At 56.5% G+C, this 17,335-nt stretch carries 17 protein-coding genes; 4 read left to right on the plus strand and 13 right to left on the minus strand.

The genetic code is table 11. The features are described from left to right. Positions 1-47: 47 nt before the first annotated feature. Complete coding sequence (locus BM222_RS12340; RefSeq protein ID WP_092228523.1) at positions 48-1,703, minus strand: recombinase family protein; 1,656 nt, start codon at positions 1,701-1,703, stop codon at positions 48-50. Between the two features lie 116 nt (positions 1,704-1,819). On the opposite strand from BM222_RS12340, the gene BM222_RS12345 reads away from it, so the two are divergent. Continuing rightward, positions 1,820-2,032, plus strand: coding sequence for a hypothetical protein (locus BM222_RS12345; protein ID WP_092228524.1), 213 nt, complete (start codon positions 1,820-1,822; stop codon positions 2,030-2,032). A gap of 42 nt (positions 2,033-2,074) precedes the next feature. On the opposite strand, the gene BM222_RS39960 is transcribed toward BM222_RS12345, so the two are convergent. Continuing rightward, positions 2,075-3,199 carry a hypothetical protein gene (locus tag BM222_RS39960; RefSeq protein ID WP_143105943.1) on the minus strand — a complete coding sequence of 375 codons (1,125 nt, stop codon included), beginning with the start codon at positions 3,197-3,199 and terminating at the stop codon, positions 2,075-2,077. Positions 3,200-3,686: 487 nt separating this feature from the next. Beyond that, complete coding sequence (locus BM222_RS12355) at positions 3,687-4,289, minus strand: hypothetical protein (RefSeq protein ID WP_092228526.1); 603 nt, start codon at positions 4,287-4,289, stop codon at positions 3,687-3,689. 351 nt (positions 4,290-4,640) lie between these two features. On the opposite strand from BM222_RS12355, the gene BM222_RS12360 reads away from it, so the two are divergent. Then, positions 4,641-5,696, plus strand: coding sequence for a protein NO VEIN domain-containing protein (locus BM222_RS12360; RefSeq protein ID WP_092228527.1), 1,056 nt, complete (start codon positions 4,641-4,643; stop codon positions 5,694-5,696). Between the two features lie 244 nt (positions 5,697-5,940). Here BM222_RS12360 and BM222_RS12370 read toward each other — a convergent pair whose 3' ends face one another. After that, positions 5,941-6,273 carry a P27 family phage terminase small subunit gene (locus tag BM222_RS12370; RefSeq protein ID WP_092228529.1) on the minus strand — a complete coding sequence of 111 codons (333 nt, stop codon included), beginning with the start codon at positions 6,271-6,273 and terminating at the stop codon, positions 5,941-5,943. Between the two features lie 174 nt (positions 6,274-6,447). Between BM222_RS12370 and BM222_RS12375 the strand changes: the two genes are divergently transcribed. Beyond that, positions 6,448-6,864, plus strand: coding sequence for a P-loop NTPase family protein (locus tag BM222_RS12375; protein ID WP_092228530.1), 417 nt, complete (start codon positions 6,448-6,450; stop codon positions 6,862-6,864). A 1,241-nt stretch (positions 6,865-8,105) separates the two neighbouring features. Here BM222_RS12375 and BM222_RS12380 read toward each other — a convergent pair. The 7 genes from BM222_RS12380 to BM222_RS12415 all read right to left on the minus strand — a co-directional run bounded on the left by BM222_RS12380 (position 8,106) and on the right by BM222_RS12415 (position 13,032). Then, entirely contained in the window at positions 8,106-9,335 is a 1,230-nt protein-coding gene (locus BM222_RS12380; RefSeq protein WP_092228531.1) for an AAA family ATPase, read from the minus strand. After that, positions 9,332-9,964, minus strand: a complete 633-nt coding sequence (locus tag BM222_RS12385) for a hypothetical protein (RefSeq protein WP_092228532.1) — start codon at positions 9,962-9,964, stop codon at positions 9,332-9,334. Before BM222_RS12385 ends, BM222_RS12380 begins: the two co-directional genes overlap by 4 nt. Further along, positions 9,964-10,284: a hypothetical protein gene (locus BM222_RS12390; RefSeq protein ID WP_092228533.1), complete on the minus strand. Its 321-nt coding sequence runs from the start codon at positions 10,282-10,284 to the stop codon at positions 9,964-9,966. The genes BM222_RS12385 and BM222_RS12390 overlap by 1 nt, the downstream gene beginning before the upstream one ends. Before the next feature lie 60 nt (positions 10,285-10,344). After that, the gene (locus tag BM222_RS12395; protein ID WP_092228534.1) at positions 10,345-10,866 is read right to left on the minus strand and encodes an HK97 family phage prohead protease; all 522 of its coding nucleotides are present in this window, start codon (positions 10,864-10,866) and stop codon (positions 10,345-10,347) included. Positions 10,867-11,039: 173 nt separating this feature from the next. Further along, positions 11,040-11,597: a hypothetical protein gene (locus BM222_RS12405; RefSeq protein WP_143105944.1), complete on the minus strand. Its 558-nt coding sequence runs from the start codon at positions 11,595-11,597 to the stop codon at positions 11,040-11,042. Positions 11,598-11,620: 23 nt separating this feature from the next. Beyond that, entirely contained in the window at positions 11,621-12,175 is a 555-nt protein-coding gene (locus BM222_RS12410) for a hypothetical protein (protein ID WP_143105945.1), read from the minus strand. Positions 12,176-12,501: 326 nt separating this feature from the next. Beyond that, positions 12,502-13,032, minus strand: a complete 531-nt coding sequence (locus tag BM222_RS12415; protein ID WP_092228538.1) for a hypothetical protein — start codon at positions 13,030-13,032, stop codon at positions 12,502-12,504. A 728-nt stretch (positions 13,033-13,760) separates the two neighbouring features. Between BM222_RS12415 and BM222_RS12425 the strand changes: the two genes are divergently transcribed. After that, on the plus strand, positions 13,761-14,114 hold the full coding sequence (locus tag BM222_RS12425; protein WP_244547099.1) for a hypothetical protein: 354 nt from the start codon (positions 13,761-13,763) through the stop codon (positions 14,112-14,114). Positions 14,115-14,595: 481 nt separating this feature from the next. Here BM222_RS12425 and BM222_RS12435 read toward each other — a convergent pair whose 3' ends face one another. After that, a complete protein-coding gene (locus tag BM222_RS12435) occupies positions 14,596-15,423 on the minus strand; it encodes an enoyl-CoA hydratase (RefSeq protein ID WP_092228540.1) in 828 nt (275 codons plus the stop codon). Positions 15,424-15,508: 85 nt separating this feature from the next. Then, positions 15,509-17,332 (minus strand): AMP-binding protein, encoded by a 1,824-nt coding sequence (locus BM222_RS12440; RefSeq protein ID WP_092228541.1) that lies wholly within the window; start codon positions 17,330-17,332, stop codon positions 15,509-15,511. Positions 17,333-17,335: the final 3 nt, after the last annotated feature.

The raw sequence follows: 17,335 nt of genomic DNA on the forward strand, positions 1-17,335 counted from the left end.
TAGGAACTACGGTCTACTCCTCGGAGCGTTCCTTTACCTGCGTTCGATTAGTGCCGCCCGTGGCCGCTCTTGGTTTTGCGCTGGCCTACTTTCAGTCGCTTGCTCAGCGGCTCTTGCATGGCTCGGGAAGCACGGCTTGCCTTGGTCACTTTCCGGGTGACCGCACGAACAAGAGCGTCGGCGGTTTTGAAGCAAGTTATAGAGTTACGCGCCCCGGCCGCCTCCGAAAATCGTATCGTTCGCTTTACTTTGCCATCCGTGGGCAACAGCACGTAATCCAACAGGGCCTTGTTGTGCTCTGTTTGCCTGATGGCAGCTATCCACCCAGCCGGCACGTGCGCGTCACATTGGATCGTCCAATGAGGAGAATGAGTCTCCTTCTCTGGCGGTGTCCAGCGCGCGGCTCTAACCGAAATGCAGATGGCTTCATTCACGCGAAGGGAATCTGTCCAGCCGCCGGTGCTCGTGCGGCAACCCGCCCTTCTAACAGCAGCCACAATGCGAGAGGCAAGCTTTGTCTTTTGCTCCGACCAAAGAGGTCGAGACTCTAGGAATTCGTAGTTTCGTTTCGGGGTGAAGCCGAGGAGTCGATAGAGATTTCGCAAGCAGCCGAAGTGGGTCTGGCATGTCGCCACGCAAGGCAGCCCGGGCGTGCTGTCTATAATACCCTTGTTTAACTTTCCATGTTTAAGCAACGCTTTTCGCAATCGGACGAGCATCTCTTCTTCGGTTAGATCGACGCGCCGCTCTTCAATAAATTTGTTCGCCTTTGCGAAGACGTCACGATCAACAATGGGCTGAATGCAGCCTTCAGCTCTGATCCACTGGTCAGGAGGATTGTACGTGTACGTCTGGCGCAGCTTGAATGACCTCCGATTGAAGATGAGGTTGCCGATGTAGCTTTCGTTTCGGAGTATGGCTCCGACCATCACGCGCGTCCAAGGGCCCCCCGAGCGCGTTGGTACTTTCTTCTTATTCAGTTCCCAAGCCACCACCGTTTCACATTTCACTTCGAGAAAACGGCCAAATATCCACCTGACCGTAGCAACTTCTTGAGCGGTCCCAGGGCGAACTCTGATGTGATCAGTCAAAAGATACTTTCGCTGCCCTTTCTTTAGAACACCCTTCGATTGCTCCTTCTCGTCAACAAGCTCCCGCACCAAGCCATAGCCGGGGTTACCACAAGGCTTGTAACCCAGACGGGCGAAGCGGCATTGGCCTGCATAAACCTTCACTGAAAGCTCTCTGCTGTACTCGGCCGCCATCACTCTTTTGATGTTCTTGACGATGCTGGCGAGCATGGTGCCGTCGTTGTCGAACTGTTCGGCACAATACGCGACCTTGATGCCCGCGCGCTTGCACATGAATTCATAGTGCGCGCTTTCGTCTGCATCTTGGAAGCGTCCCCATCGGCTTACATCGTAGACAAGGATGTGCCCGAAGTCGGCCTGCCCCTTCTCGACATCCTCTATTAGCTCGAGGAGGCCCGGCCTATTCTTGATGAGTAACCCGCTTTCGCCCTCGTCTCTGTAGGTGCGGACAAGAGTTAGGTTGTGAGCGTGTGCATAGGCAGCTATCACTGCAGCCTGATTTTGGATTGAATAGTGCTGCATCTCAGTGGACATTCGGACGTACTGAGCAGCACGAACGCCAAGAAGCGCTTTCGGCAAATGAGCCCTGTGAATGACAAGTTCGTTGCCCATTGACGCGCCCTTTGAAAGTCACGCGCAAGCGAACATCAGACGCCGACCTCACTCAATGTTCAAGAAAAACCACAAGAACATATTGCGAACAAGAACAAAGCTGGTACACTTAGCGGATGCCAGTTTCCGCCCCGGCCCAGCCTGATCCCGACCGCCTCGAAGCTGCGGCCGATCAGGCCATTGAAGCGTGCGGCGGCGAACTTCGCGAAGCTGTCAAAGCGCTCATCGTCGCCAACGAATTCCTTGAGCGGCGGCTAGAAGAGCTTGCTTCGCCCGGCTACGCGCGCGTTCGCGTGCTGCCGCGTGATCGAAAAGATTGGTACGATTGAATGCTTGTACGCGTCGGCGGGTTAGTGTGGGCACCGCGTCCATCATTCCACAGAATGGGATGTGCAGGAGCCGCTAGGGGTTGGACAATCAACCCACTTCGGTGGCCACTCTCGTTGAACTTGAAGTCTGCCACCGCTGTCCACCAGTACGCGACAATGAGCCACGTAAGGCAACGTATCAAGCCCTGTCGCCCGCAGCTTCAGTTGCGTGCTCTCTCCGACGTCAAACAGCGGGTGAGGTTCGGGAATAGCAAGCGTCGCGAACGAGTCTGAACAGTCGTAGGACGCCTTGTCGCGCGCTTCTCCGTATTCAACCAACGGTATGAAAACGTGATCGCCGGGCGCCAATGTGACGTTGGCCCTCAAAATGATTGGGAACTTAAGCCCGGAGGCGACCTCTGAGGATTCCAGAATGACCTTACAATTCGTAAGCCCTTTTGGGCCAATATTTTCTAGCTTCAGATTCAGCTGTCGGCGCAATTGATGAAGACCATTTGCTTCGAAACCCAAATAGCCGTCGCTAGCTCCGAACGTTATCATGAGTGACGAGATTGCCCTTGGACCGGCCGATCCAAGAGGCGGCCAATACCGTTCGATCGCCGCACGGCTGGTCATCAATTCTAAGTAGGTTTCATCACTGCCAGAACGGACCGATGATTCCGTTTCTGGCGAGCCCCTTAGTAGGCTGAACCAATCCATTCGATGCTTGAACCAAAATTCACCGGGAATTGGTTCGTGAACACCGTGAGCAGCCTTCTTACCCCAGATCGGAATCTCGCCATCAGCAGCTGCTTGCAGTAACTCATCGTACTCACGGCTTCCGCTCACGTTGGACGAACTGGCAGCAGCAACGAAACTTTCCCCCCACCTGCGAAAGCAGATATAGCCGACCGCTTCGCCGAGACCAACATCGCGCACGACGGTTGGACCTGCCTTCGCTGCAGCTTCAAGCGAGCTGACCCTGTCTCTCTCTCGACGCCAAACGCTATAAGAAGCCGCCCAGATGCAGACGAAAGCGGTTATCGCGAGAAGCACCTTGCCCGTCGTATTCTCTATCCAAAGCGCTGCGATTGCAGCCGGCACGCTGAGCGGTCCGCTCATCCGGGAGAACCATTCGGACCAGATTGCGCGAAAGAACTCTAGGAGGTTGGAAATTGACTTTGACATCTAATATCCCGAGACAGATTTTTGCGAGCCGACAACAACCTCTACCCCGCAAGAGACTTAGCGTAGTAATCAAACAGCTGCGTGCATCCGAGTTTGTTTTCAATATGGATATTGTCGCGTGTCACGCTCCGGACACCTGGCTCCGGCTCGACCGTGCCATATGCAGCGTCGAGTTCGTCAACGACGTGATTCTTATCGGCGTCTGACATACCGTAAGCTGTGCCATAAATTTGCACGGCCCTTTTTTGCGGCCTTCTATGCGATCGAAAAAGCAACTTCATGTTTTGCTTATGGTAGGCAAATCCGAGAAACACTACGCCTTCAGCGTCATTAATGGCTCGATCTATTCTATCTAGCGTAACGGTCTCTTCCACCTGCTCCGTGTATGTCTTGATGCCTTTGCCAAGCGTAAAATAATCTAGCCGCCCGTACGTCTGGCCACCAAAAGGTACACGGCCTAAAGGGCCGACAGACCCATAGGGGTGAATTATTTCTGCTTGCTGAACGATCGGCTAGCTTCTTGGCTCCCAATGCCATATAGAAGTTGCAGCGCGTAGGTCATAAAGTGCTCGACGCACCGATCGTAGTTGAAAACGATAAAAGACACGTCTTCAAACACCCTCGCGACATCTGACACCTTTCTGTCGGGGCCAAGGACCTGCATGAACTTCACGAGCCAAGTCGAATGAAGTCTTTCGAGGTTCAGACTTTTGTTGCCCGATTGATCGACAAAGATATGGCTGTGTCGTTCCGCAAACAGAATGGATCGCACAATCGCCGCCTTGCCTACCGCGATTACTGCAGGGCTCATTTCGTGAATATTCAAGAAGTCATCTATCGAACTCGATAGCAGCACTCCTCTCTGTATCAAACGGAACGCCGAAAGATAATCTAGGTCTCTGCGATCCGCGCGCTCGAAAAAGCTTAACGCAAGATCATCATCAGATGTCCCAGCCTTGACCAGCTGCCCATGGTCAATCGCCACTTTTGTCCGCAGTGAGATATCCTGAGCTAGACCGCGCCCCACGGGAAGATTAATTTCGTGCCCAGCGCCAGCGCCAACAATAAAAAGGGTCTTGCGGTTGAACATAACTAACGCCCCAATCTCAAATCGCACTAATCTAGGACCGGAATTGGTGTAGCGCCAGACTGAGAAGCGAAGCTGTCCCCCACCATTTTGAGAAAAGGCGGCCGGCCAAACCGGCTTCGTCGGCGCCGCGTGCGTCGATGGTGACGTTGACCGGAGCATTTCACAGAGCAGTTAGGCACAACCGTCAAGCCTCCGGGAAATTTACCAACTCTGGCCCCGTCTCACCGACGATTGACCTGGAGATGTTAAGCTCTCTGGGTAATCTTAAACGGCGCAAGGTCGACAATCGACGTTGGCAGACAGACCGCGCCCACGCGCGTCATCACGGCGATTTTGTAGGAAGAGATATCGATGGCTCAAGACGGTCCCGCACGATCCCTAAACAAGCTGACAAGCCCAACGGCAGTGAAAGCAGCCATCGCCGAGTGCGATCAGTTGGGACGCGATTCTTTTCTTCGTTTGTACGGCTTCAAGCCAGCGCGAGAATATGCCCTTCATTTCTCGGATGGCGTTTATGATTCAAAGGCAATAGCTGCGGTCGCCTTCGGATATCAGTTTGGAACTGAGCCGCTTGCCTGGGATGAATGTAGTGGCGGAAAGGTCAAGGGGAATGCGGCTTGGGCTTTAGATCGATTAGGCTTTCGCGTCACCGGCGTTAAGCACGTAGGGTGGTGGATCGAAGAAGCGGAGGCCGCAGTTGACGCCTATCTTGAGATGCTTGCGATGCACCAAGCCGGGTTGCCCTTCAAGAAGAAAGACTATCACAGCAAATTGCACTCGCAGGCACCTGCTCGCACCGCCAAGGCTTACGAATGGAAACTACAAAACGTAAGCGCAGTGCTTCAAGCGATGGGCAGGGAATGGTTGCCCGGATACGCTCCGGCGCCGGGCTTCCAAACTCTTCTGCGGTACGTCTTGGAAGATCGCATTGGTCGAGACTTCGACAGTTCGGAAGCAGCGGCGATTCGTGCCGTGCCTCCAAGCAAGCCCCGGCTCATCAAAATCGACTGGGCGCTAAGAGATGCCGAAAATCGCGAACTCGGCAAGGGGGGCGAACGCTACGTGTTCGAGCAACAACGCCAGGCGCTGAAGGATGGCAGACGACCTGATTTGGCCGCGAAGGTGAAATGGGAGGCCAGTGAAGCGGATGGGCAGGGGTACGACATCTCCTCGTTCGATCTTGACGGAAAACCTATCCACATCGAAGTCAAGACGACAGCGCGTGGCGAGGCGACGCCTTTCTTCGTGTCGAGCAATGAAGTTCGGGTGTCATCTCGACTAGGCGACTCGTATCGGCTCTATCGGGTGTACAATTTCCCAGATTCGCCTGAGATTGCCGTCTATCGGGGAGCGCTTGAGAGCTGTCTCGTACTGAATCCGGCATCCTATCGCGCGCAGCGAAAATGAAATCGGTCGCCTCTTGCCCAGCACGACACTTGGCATCCGGTTAGGACACGTCCGCTAGTCGCGGCCGCAACATGCCCCGTTGCCAGGACATAGCGACCTTATCGCCGTGCTCATTCCACAAGGCTTCAAGTTCGTCATCGTGCTTGAACGCAAAGAACCCGCACGGTTCACCGCGAAGCCAAGCCTGGGCGGATAGCGACAGCGCCTGCCGCTTGTTCAACGCTCTTTTCCGGGGCGCCATCTATCACCGCCGATTAGCAGGCAACGCAGGCGGGCGGCCAGAAGCAGCTTCACCGATATCCAAGCCGAGTTCTCGGAACAGGCGGGCCATACCAATCCGGCTATCCCGCTCAATCGCAACGGCCGGGTGCGCTCGCGGGCTACCGAAGCGGTCCTGATACGTCATACCTTCCTTTGCAATAACTTTCCGGGCGTCTTCGGCACGGTCGTAGGCTTCGCACGCCTTAGTAAGAAGAATGATGTGGTGGGGCTCAAATTCATATTCCGCAACGGCGCCGGTGAAGAAGGCGGCGGCGTCTTTGCTAAGGTGCTTTGGTGGTTTGTACTGTGTAGTCACTACTTCCCTTTCTAAAAATTTGATTTGAACGGGGTCACCGTCCGTAAAACATCGGCCATGGGCCGGTTACAGCCTCTCGTTTGGCAGGGAATCGACCGCCCTACCCCATCCGGCCATTGCGTTGCCTGAGCGGCAGCCGTAGCGTCAGGGATCATCCATTGGACCCGAACGACTATGGCTCTCACCGTCATCTGCGTGACTGGACCCACCAACACCGGCAAGACAAGCACCATCCGCGAACTCACGGCCAAGCCCCTCGGATACAAGAAAGCCAAGGGCGAAGTTCGAGGTGTATTTCAGATGCCCAGACGAGGTTATGCCGTCGGCGTGAACAGTGGTGGCGACAACGTCCGTGGTGTGATGCGCGGTCTGGAATTTCTCGATGGCTACGATGGCCTCAGGGTTATTATTGTCGCGAGCCACACAGGCGAGAGTGATACTTTTCAGGCGGTGGAGCGCTTTGCGAAAAGCAAACGCGCTGCCTTTCATACCATCGAGACGGAAAAGCTCGACACTGCCCGCGAATGCAACGCCGCGATCAGAGCGAACGTCAGAAAGATCAAGCGTCTTATGCCCAAGCGGGGTCGTTAGCCGCCAAGGCTCTCTTCCCGCCGACTAACGGCACGTGCATCCGGGCCATTGCTTTGCCCGAGCGGCAGCCATAGCGTTCTCCCTTTCGCGGAGGGTTCTCGATGGATCAGCACCGGACCGCATTGATATTGTTTGGGCTCGCGTTGGTAGCCGTGATCGGGATGGCATCTGCGATCACGTTGGAGCGCGTCAACAATCGTACAGCCAACAATGAAGTACCTCCCGGAACGGTCGGACTTGCGAGACCCCATCAACCGCTTGATCGGGCTCCCGGTGACCCGCTACCGACCGTGGGCGGGCCAACAGGAGCGATTAGGCAGCACCGCTGACCGAAACAATGACAGTCCTTCAAACGCATCACAGTCCATCTTTCCAAATAGGTACTGATAGATTGTCGAGCCACGCGGGAGCAGGCAAAAGACCCGGTCAGAAAGAAAGAAGCCGCTCCAGTTTCCTTGGGCGGCTTCCACTCGCGGCGACTTTTTAACGCCGGATAAAACGAGACCTAGGAAGTTGAAGCCTCCTTTTTGGCGCGGCTTCTCCTTGGTCTATGTTTTCAGCTCCACAACTCAGTTGGAATTTGACGTCCCAACCGGTTGCTTGCTCGTAAGATACATTCAGGTTGATCGTTGGCTCCAACGACAGAAGTATCAGGAGAAATGTGCCCACTGTCAGCCAATTGGCTCGCGGTGAGCGCTGCGCCACCCTGATCCGAACCGCCGGCGGTTGCCGGCGCTCGGTCTTCATGCTCGTTAGTCCCTAGTCTCCATCACAAACGTACATTGCACGTCGACTTCGGACATCATCTGCCCTTTCATGCATAGCCACTCTACGCGGCCATCCCATGAGTTATGGAGCGCAGGCTCGTAACGCAAGCAACTGGGCAGACGGAATTCACGCCAAATTGGGCCGCGAGGGAATCTCGAAGGCTACCCAATGTGATATCCTAGCGAACCTTTGGGTTCACATTGTCTTGAGCGTCGGTGGCGTCCTTGTCTAAAGACGGCGCGCTGCGGTGCGTCCTTCTATAACTGCCCCAGCAAACACCGGCCGTTCGCCCACACCGCTGTACGACCTCGCCAGCCCGTTGTAAGGCCATGACCACCGCCCTGCGGCGCCTATTCTTTCTCAAGAATCCCCCACAGCGTGACATCCGTGACAGGGTATATACCCCTGTCACGTCACGTCACGCTAAGATGGGCCGTGATATCCGTGACATGTCACGCGTGACATCGAAAATGTCACGGCAGCCAGACCCGGTCCCCCATCGCGCCCACATGGCTTGCCTCTATCAGCCTGCCAGAGGCCCGGTGAAAGCGCTGCCTAAGCGTCTCATTGTCCACACTAGGCTCCTTGGCTAGGACGTCCGCGTAGAACCTGTTACGCCAAGCGTCGCGCGGTACGGTCGGGACACCGTCCGGGTAGCCTAGGTCGATAGGCCCCGGCTCGCCGCGATCTTCCTCCAGGACGGCGCGTAAAGACTCGAATGCCTTGGCGGTATTTCCCCTCAGGTTGAGCCCATCATCCGTTGATGCCGTGAGGCTGGCCGGCGTAACCTTCGTCGGCACGACTACAGGCGCCGTAGTCTCGTTTCCGTCCGGATCAACGCCCAGCGACACAGACTCAAGCCGGAAGGCGGTAATGGTGCCCTCCTCGCCGTCGTTAGCGCCGGTACACTCCAAGACGAACGACTTGCTTTCGCCCTTGCCTGAAGCTGTGACGCCAAACGACACGTCAATAGCGCCGTCAAGGTCAATGGCACCTTTGCCCCGATCCCCTTCCCAACCGGAATGGTGAACTGCGGCGACGTGAGCACCGGTTGCCCGGTGTAGTTCGTCGACTGACTGCACGTATTTTTGCATGTCTTTGGAAGCGTTCTGGTCGCCTGCACCAAAGGTCCGCGTGACCGTGTCGACAATGATAAGAGCGCATTCGTGGCCGCACTTGGCCTCAAGCGTTTTGATCGCCCCTCCTAGCGACTTCGCGTCAATCAGTCCCCCTGTCAGGTCCAGCTTGCCACCAACCACAACGAAAGGGATTCCAGCGAATTCATACTTCTTCCGCCACGCAGCAACGCGCCGTTCTGTCAGGCTCTTGCGTTCAGCCGCGAAGAAGACAACTAAGCCTTGCTTGACCTTCCGTCCGTGCCAATCCTGGCCCGCCGCAATGTGGCAACCGATATCGCAGAGCAGAACGCTCTTGGCGGTACCCGGCTTCGCAACGAACAGTGAGAATTCACCGGCACCGAGGAAGTCTTTTACAACCCATTCTTTCGCAATGGACTCGTTCACGTCGTCGAACCATGTAACGTCGAAGCGCTCTTTCAGGTCTGCTTTGACCTGTGCAGGCAACTGCAACGGCCGATTATCGTTGGCCGGATTTGGCATCTTCACGTGCCGAACGATAGCCTCAGCCGTCTCGCGCGCGAACTCTTCCCCTTTCGGGAAGATCTTATCGAGGGTAAGGCTCAACGGTAGACCTCCGCAACAAGCTTACACATTGCCTGCCAACGAGCGGCCTGCTCGAAGTAGCGGCGAATGGATTCCGGCGTATCGTCTATCCAGAACCGCGACAGCCCTTCATCGTCACCGAAGCCCCAATCCCACGCTTCCAAGGCGGTATGGATATCGTTGCATTCGATCCGCTGAACAGCGGCGAGTTCTTTCAATGCCGCCCGGCTAATTGGCGCGATGTGGCAAACCCCCGTGCAGCCGGACTGCAGCCAATCGAGTGGATGCGCGTGAAGACGAACCGTCGACCGATTGATGTTGTCCCGGCCAAGCCATGAGGCGCGGCACGACACCGTTTCAAATGACCCGTCGTCGCCGATCAGGAGCAAGTCGACGAATTGGCCAGCCTCAATAATCGGAACGGCGAGCGCTGAACGCTTTGGCCCGATGTGCTCGGCAGGATAGATTTTGAAGTTGTAGCGAACACCGTTCCAAACGTACCCGTAATTAATCAACGCAGCTTGACCAGTGCGCTCCGGATCAATCTCGCGTTCTTCAAGCCACGTTCTAACACCGACTTCATGACTAACATTTTCAAGAAACCGCCGCTCAACGTCCGCAGGTATTGGCAGCGTGTCGTCAATACTCATCAGGCGGCGGCTTTCACGTGCTGCAGGTACGATACAAGCGTGTTCACGAAATCATCGAACGTCCGGATTGTTCGCTGATATCCAACGCGGCGAACGACCGTCCTCAAAGTTGTGTGCCAATACTCGTCCGCCCACGAGAAGTGAGGCAGCAGCTTTGCGACTTGCTCTTCGGTCATGCAATCGGCATCAGCAGAAAATCGCGTCAGCAATTCGACAGCCAGCGCGTTGCGCGGGTCTTCAGGAAATTTGGACTGCAATGATGCGCGCCACGGAATGGCATGATTCAGCGCGTAATTAACGGACTTCTTAAGTTCAAGCATATTCTCTTTCTAAAATGAAATTGGCGGCGCCGACCGAGGGGCGCCGCAAGTTGGTGGAATTCACGCGCGCACGGCGGCAGCCAATTCGGCCAGGGCGCGACTGAACGCATCGTCTGCGCATTTGAAGCTTGTAATGCGCGCTTGCGGGTTCGATCCCTGTGAAACAAGCGACACTTCTTTCAAGTGGATGCCAGTTAAGTGCCGCTTCGCTGCCGAGCTACGAGGCGGAATGATGAATTTGGTCGGGATGTAGCCGATGCTCAAATCTGTCGCTGCGCCTGACTTGATCAATTCGTACACATCGCGGGCCATACTGCTTCCAACCGCGAGCTTGCCGGAACAGTGCAAGCCATGCGAGTCCTCATACATAGAATGCCAGACTCCTATCGGAAATGCGTCGAGGGTAGATGAACCCATGTTATGTTGAATCATCATCTTCGGCATGGTGCCATCTCGCCTATGCTGCGCGAGGCTATCCTTGAATGCCCCCGGCTCTATGACATCCCTATGAGAGTCGATGTTACCGAAGACGGCGCCATATCCGTGAATCGTGCCATCCTCGTTCATATCGATGCTACCCATCCATCATACTCCTGAGCGCGGATGTGAACCTATCGCAAGCGCGCTCGTACTCTTTCTCACCATCGAGCCTCACAATTTTTCGCTCGCGAATGGCATACCCACCGGGTGGCAATTCCGAAAAATCAAATCTCGCAACTCCGTCCGCGACTGACCACTCTTTATAGTCGTTCATATTAGACGCCCTCCGGGAGCTTAATATATCCGAGAGACGCTGCCTGCCGAAGGAACGACATCATGTCGCTGCCCTTATCGAATGGAGAGTCTTTGAACACGCGGTCAATCTCAAGTCTGCAGGGCGGCCAGAAACCGTAATTGAGCCCAGCAAGCTTTGCTGCCGTTTGCTCAATCCGCCTAAACGCGGGAATCGCTTGAGCAACGCACTGAGCTACGATCTTTTCATCAGCTTCAATGGCCGGCTGTACTTCCTTGCGGACACGGTCCTGTTCCTTCTTCGATGCTTCGGCAAATTTCTCCTTTTGAACTTCATACGCCTCAACTGCGCTGAAATACGCAGTCTGCGCTTCCGCAACAAAGGATTCATGTGACCTTCGCGGGCCCACGTTTTCGTTGCTAGTGATATCCGCTTTGCGTTTCGCGATGTAGGACTCATAATATCCCGGCGACGACACGTTGCGCAGCGCCGTCTGAGCTGCGTCTATGGCTTCCTTAGATTGGATAAATGCGCGATGTTCGTTCACAAACTTCGCAGACGGTGCAGGAAAAGATGTCATTCAAATAAACCCCAGTATGTAGATTAAGCTGCACGGGCCTCTCGTTCGGCCCAATGGTCGCTGTTCATGAACGCAGCTAGTTCGAACAGCACTTTGCCGGAAATGCGCTTCGTTGTTGAAACGCCGTCTTCCAGCGATTTTGCGGCCTTCACGCCGAAGACCTCTTCACTCGGAGGTCGGCCCGGACATTCGCGAACAATAGAGACGCGCGGCGTCTCTAGATCGACGACGACATACGCGTGGTAGCTGCCAATTGCCGCCTGCAGGCGCTGTTCGATCATTCGCGGATCGAAGCTATCCAACATCACCGCAATCGCGTCACCCGCGCGAAGGCCGTCAGGTCCACGAAGATCGTAATAAAGGCGGGCCGCTTTTGCGGCGTTGTGTTGCGGAACGTCGGCAACGCTGCCGAAGAGCAGCAGGGCTGCATGAGTGGTGTCGACCTCTGCCGGGCTTGAGCCCTCGCATTTTGGAATGAGGCCATCTTCCCGCTCAGTGCGGTAGACGGCGTTCACCGTCGAAGCGCGGATGCCGGTGATTCCGGGGAACGCTCTCAATAATTCAGGTGCCGTGGGCACGGCGATATTCTCCAATGTTGATGGTGGGTTGTGCGCGGCGCAATCCGCCGTGCGTTAGTCATAGAAAAACACGCAATCGACAAAATGCGGAGGTTGCGTGCGGAAAGGGGAGTGACAGCGCCTGCGGTTAGGCGCTGCACTCGACCCAGCGCGGTGACCGTCGAAACGAGCGATCTTGCGCATATAGGCGGCACCTAACGGCACCGCCCTTTCACGATTTCAAAGAGCCTTATGGAAGAGCCGAAGCCCCTAGTCCATGATTACATTATGCGCACAGAAATCCGGGGATGTTTGCGGTTCTGTAGGAGGGTACAGGTCCGCAGAATTCATTCGCCGCGCACAGACCGCTCAATGTCGCGGAAAACGTCCCGGAATGTGTCGTAGGTGAAGCCGTATTCTGCCGCCGCGACATGCTTTGCCATGGCTTCTGTCATCGGCTTATCAGCGGCGATCTTGGCGACTGTGACACCATTCTCTTGCAACAGCCATTGACGGGGTCGCCGTTCAGCCTTCCATGACGAACCCGGCTTCTGCAGTCGCTCAACGATATCAGAGACCAAAGTGCGACTTGCAATCGAGCCGGTTAGTTCCCGGACTCTTTCGAATGCGTCGACCTTGTCTTTGACCGTTTGAGCAAGGTCGACGTGGCGGCGGTCGCGTCGAACCAGCTTCAATCGCCAGACCGAATCGCCTGCCGGATCGAGTAGATCGGCAAGAGTGTCTAAGAGAAGACGTCCCGCCGTGTCCTTCCTCAGGTATTCAAGCAATGCCGGAGGAATGTCGCGCTCCTCTAACCCCTTGGTCTCGGCCGGGCCCGTCATGATTTGAATGATGTCGTTTTCTTTGCCGAGGTTCATTGTGCATCCCAAGCATAGGGCGACCCGCCCTATTCCTTCCCCTCTAGAAACACTTACGCCCCCGACGCTGAAGCGAACGGAGGCGATCTATGATGCCGCACGCTTTGCGCGGCGCTGATTACAGTTCGACTTGATAGCACAGAAAGGCTCGAATTTCCATTGTAATTAGAAATTACGATCCTGTGCGAACGTCCCGATCTATAGCCGATTTCGCCGGATTTTTGTAGGTGGCTCTAGAAATTCTCTTACGCGTTGACTGCAGTATTCATAGCTGAAATTCGGTCGAAAATCTAGGTGACCCTAGAAATTCTGCGAGCGAGAAGGCCGCCAAAGTAGACGGCCTCCTCATTTTCAAGATCAGTAACGCGGCCGATGTGTCCCGTACGTGCCATTGTTCGGGTTGAAGTTACCCGACGTGCCGTAGTTGTCACGCTGCGTACTGTTCGGGTTCGTCGCGGTATAGGGTTGCACGTACGTGCCGTTGCTTCGCGTGTACCCTGACACGCCATGGCTGTTGGGGTTCGATCCTGTGCCAACGTACTGCGCGTTAGCAGCCGACGCCGAGACGACGAGAGCGGCTGCAATAATCCACTTGCCCACTTTATTCCTCCAATTAGGATTTTGGTTCACGCGCAGGACAAAATCATGTGCCATGGCCAAGGGGTATTGGCAAATGTATGGAGACGACGGCGAACTTCGGTGCACTCCAGTCCCGCGTAGCGCCGAGAATGAACAAACGCTATGGTCGCGACATGAAGCGTAGCCATGCCCAGAAAGAGCTAATTGACTGCCACGACTGCGGAGCCCCGGTTTCGTTTTCGGCCGCTGCCTGCCCAACGTGCGGCTCGCGCGAGCCTACAGGGCCTTACGTTCAAAGCCGAGCCGAGCGGCTGCGCCATCGCGCCGAAGAGAAGAATGACCACACGTTACTGGCCATGACGGTCCTCTGTCTCGGGATTGGGTTCTCTTACGGCAGCCTCATGGTCGGACCTTGGGGCGCGGTTGGGTATGGCCTGATTGGAGTGATTATTGGTGTCCCGGCCGGGTTCATCATGAATGTCAGTCGGCGGCTGTTCGGTTAGCCTCGCCTCCCGCTGCGACCCTCAAGAGGGCCGCCCGGTTCATCCGACCAGACCCCAAAGCTGACAATTCCGCTTTGTTCTTGTCGGCTATAGTGTTCAATCCCCTCAGCCGGCACCAGTATTTACAATGACTTATACCGAAAATGTAGCCCGCCTTTTTCCGTTAGGAGGGATCCGACGCACCTTGGGGATACAAGGGGCTGGATGCCGGAATGAAGTTCTTTGATCGCGGCTCGTATCGTCGGTCGCGATCCTGCTCGAACAGAACGATGAATGGGCCGTCCAGAGCGCCCGTTACATGACGCTGGACACCATCGCGCCGTTGAGCGATTCATCGCTGTCATCTGTTTTCTTTTGCATATGCAGTTGGCGTGATGCGCGCGAGGGCGGGAGCCGTCTTGGACGCAGCCAGAACCTCGGCGGGGACCGACACCTCACAGCTTGCCTCAGAGATGATCGTCTTGCCGGCGCGCTCCGAAACCTAACGCCCAGCGAATACCGGTTTGCGCTTTTCGATGAAGGCCCGCACCGCCTGCTTGTGGTCGGCCGTGCGTGACGACCGGACCATATTCGCGGCTTCTTGATCCATTGAGTCCAGGAAATCCGAGTGCACAGCGTGATCAAGGTTGTCCTTGATGTGGGCCAGCGCGATCGATGGCCCTTCCGCCAGCGACGTCGCGAGCGCAAACGCCGCCTTGCGCAATTCGGAATCGGGCACCACCCGGTTGACGAGACCCAGCGTCTCGCAACGACGCGCGTCGATCCGTTCGGACAGGAACAGCAGCTCCCGCGCCCGCGATGTTCCGACCAGCCGGGTCAGCAACCAGGCGATCCCGTAATCCCCGGTCAGCCCGATCCGGGCGTATCCAGTGGTCATGATCGCGGATTCGGCGGCAATACGGATATCGCAGGCAAGCGCAAGCGCCATCCCGGCGCCGGCCGCGGGTCCCGTGAGCGCTGCGATCGTCGGCTTCCTGACCGCCACGAGCGCGCCGGTCAAGGTGCGCTGCTTGGTCCGCAGATCGGCGACGCGCTCTTCGAACGGCGTTTCGGCGTTACTAGAATTGCCGCCCATTCCTTTGACATCGCCGCCGGCGCAAAAAGCTGTGCCCGCGCCCGTGATCAGCAGCGCGCCGACTCTCGGATCATCGCCGCATTGTTTGATCATCCGCCGTAATGCCGGCGTGAGATGATCAGAGAGCGCGTTGCGTGCCTCGGGGCGATTGAGCGTGATGAGCGCGACCCGATCGCGGATTTCGCATAACAATTCGCTGGTTCCCGTGTCGATTTCGGCCCGACTTTCTGTCATCTCTACCACTCCCGTCTTATCTCGCCGAAGTCGCAATCTCCCACGTCGAGGCCATCGACCGTGCATGGACTGTGTCATGCAATTCCTAAATGACGATCACCTGACCGCACGGCTCGGACGAATAGATCAGCTCCATCTGCGCCGCCCGATTGATCAGGACTGCGCGTTGGTTGACGTATGCCTTGTCGGTGATCTCGCCCGCCGCCAGCGAGGGCGGCTCTGCAAGAAGCGTGAGGGCGCATACGCGCTCGCTGCTTCCGACACTGGCATTGTAAAGCCGCAAGCACTGCTGGAGAAACGCGATCACTCCGGGATCACAGTTAAGATCGCCATCGGCGTTGGCCGCGTACTTCCTGGCCATGACGGGGTTCAACCAACCCAGCACAGCGCAAGAGTGGCGATTTTCGCCTGCGATGACGACATCCTGCAAGACACCGTGGGTAGCCGCCAGCGCCGCTGCCCGCAGATTGCCGACCGCCACCCATGTCCCGTTTGAGAGCTTGAAATTTTCGGAAACCCGACCGGTGAAGCGCAGGCCACGGCTCGGGTTGGCAGGATCGATGAACGACACGGTATCGCCGACCCGATAGAAACCTTCTTCGTCAAAGGCCGCCGACGTCAGATCGGGCCGGCCAAGATAGCCCGGCGTCACATTCGGGCCGCGTACGCGGGCTTCGTAAGTGTCGCCGACAGGGATGAGCTTCAATTCCACACCGGGAGCCGGCAGCCCCAATTCCCCCGGCGTGTCCGTCGCCCAGTGGGTGGTGCTGATCGTTGGAGCCGTTTCAGTGGTACCGTAGCCTGACATCACAGGAATTCGCCTGCCTGCTGCTTCCGCCAACTGATACAGCTTGTCCAGCGTGGTCCGTGATATCGCAGCACCCGCGTAACTCATCCGATCGAGCCGTCGGAAAAAATTCGTTCGCAGGTCTTGATCGGTTTCCAGCGCCTCGCACAATAGAGTGTATCCAGCCGGAACATTGAACATGGCTGTCGGCGATACGTCTTTCAGATTGGCAATCGTCCTGTGAAACAATTGCGGGACCGGGCGCCCCTCATCGATATAGAGCGTGCCGCCATGCTTCAAAATACCTTGCAGGATGACGTTGCTTCCCATGGTGTGATGCCACGGCAGCCATTCGACCTGCACCGGTGCTTCGCGAGGCGATACCAGCAACGCTCCCATCTGCAGCGAACTCGCCATCATCTTGTGGGTGTTGATCACGCCCTTGGGAAGTCCGGTCGACCCCGAGGTGAACAGGATTTTAGCGGCCGCCTCCTTGTCGATCGAATGAAATGCCTGCTCGAACTCTGCGCCCGGACGCGTCGAAAAAAGCGACTGAACCGATACAGATTCATCCCTCTGGTCCGCCGCAATCCATGTCGCGGACGCGAGCTCCGGAATTTTGCGTACGCCCGCGTAGGTCTCGCTGTCCTGCACAAAAACGAACGAGGGCCGCAGCAGCGTTGCGATGTCCTGCAAGCGAGCCAGGCCGCCCGGCATGAGCGAATAGTTCGGTGATATCGGAGCTGCGACGACACCGACCGACATTGCCGCAAACATGACGAGGGCATGCTCGATCGAATTGCCGGAGAGTATTGCAAGCTTGTCGCCCCGCTTGGCTCCCAGATTGATCATCGCCTGCCCGACCGATTGCACTCTTTGCCATAGCTCGGCGTAGGAAATCTTTTGCCACTCGCCGTCGCGTCCGCGCTGGGCTAGAAACACCCGTTGCGGGGCCTTCTCCGCCCACTCCGGAATAAAGTCCAGGATCGACCATTGAGGAGACTCGAACTCGATCGGCGACCGCAGGACGAGCGTCCCGTCGGACCGCGTCTCAACCCCGACCTCTCGGGGCGCGAAGAGGGGACCTTCTACAAGGGCAGATGGAAATTGATGACGAGTCATGCG

The organism is Bradyrhizobium sp. Gha, assembly GCF_900113735.1.
In the GTDB taxonomy this organism is placed as follows: domain Bacteria; phylum Pseudomonadota; class Alphaproteobacteria; order Rhizobiales; family Xanthobacteraceae; genus Bradyrhizobium.

Bases quoted from the DNA above. Each gene is read 5' to 3' on its own strand.
- BM222_RS12340 (WP_092228523.1), bottom strand. From the start codon at position 1,703: ATGGGCAACGAACTTGTCATTCACAGGGCTCATTTGCCGAAAGCGCTT.
- BM222_RS12345 (WP_092228524.1), top strand. From the start codon at position 1,820: ATGCCAGTTTCCGCCCCGGCCCAGCCTGATCCCGACCGCCTCGAAGCT.
- BM222_RS39960 (WP_143105943.1), bottom strand. From the start codon at position 3,199: ATGTCAAAGTCAATTTCCAACCTCCTAGAGTTCTTTCGCGCAATCTGG.
- BM222_RS12355 (WP_092228526.1), bottom strand. From the start codon at position 4,289: ATGTTCAACCGCAAGACCCTTTTTATTGTTGGCGCTGGCGCTGGGCAC.
- BM222_RS12360 (WP_092228527.1), top strand. From the start codon at position 4,641: ATGGCTCAAGACGGTCCCGCACGATCCCTAAACAAGCTGACAAGCCCA.
- BM222_RS12375 (WP_092228530.1), top strand. From the start codon at position 6,448: ATGGCTCTCACCGTCATCTGCGTGACTGGACCCACCAACACCGGCAAG.
- BM222_RS12385 (WP_092228532.1), bottom strand. From the start codon at position 9,964: ATGAGTATTGACGACACGCTGCCAATACCTGCGGACGTTGAGCGGCGG.
- BM222_RS12390 (WP_092228533.1), bottom strand. From the start codon at position 10,284: ATGCTTGAACTTAAGAAGTCCGTTAATTACGCGCTGAATCATGCCATT.
- BM222_RS12395 (WP_092228534.1), bottom strand. From the start codon at position 10,866: ATGGGTAGCATCGATATGAACGAGGATGGCACGATTCACGGATATGGC.
- BM222_RS12405 (WP_143105944.1), bottom strand. From the start codon at position 11,597: ATGACATCTTTTCCTGCACCGTCTGCGAAGTTTGTGAACGAACATCGC.
- BM222_RS12415 (WP_092228538.1), bottom strand. From the start codon at position 13,032: ATGAACCTCGGCAAAGAAAACGACATCATTCAAATCATGACGGGCCCG.
- BM222_RS12425 (WP_244547099.1), top strand. From the start codon at position 13,761: ATGAACAAACGCTATGGTCGCGACATGAAGCGTAGCCATGCCCAGAAA.
- BM222_RS12435 (WP_092228540.1), bottom strand. From the start codon at position 15,423: ATGACAGAAAGTCGGGCCGAAATCGACACGGGAACCAGCGAATTGTTA.
- BM222_RS12440 (WP_092228541.1), bottom strand. From the start codon at position 17,332: ATGACTCGTCATCAATTTCCATCTGCCCTTGTAGAAGGTCCCCTCTTC.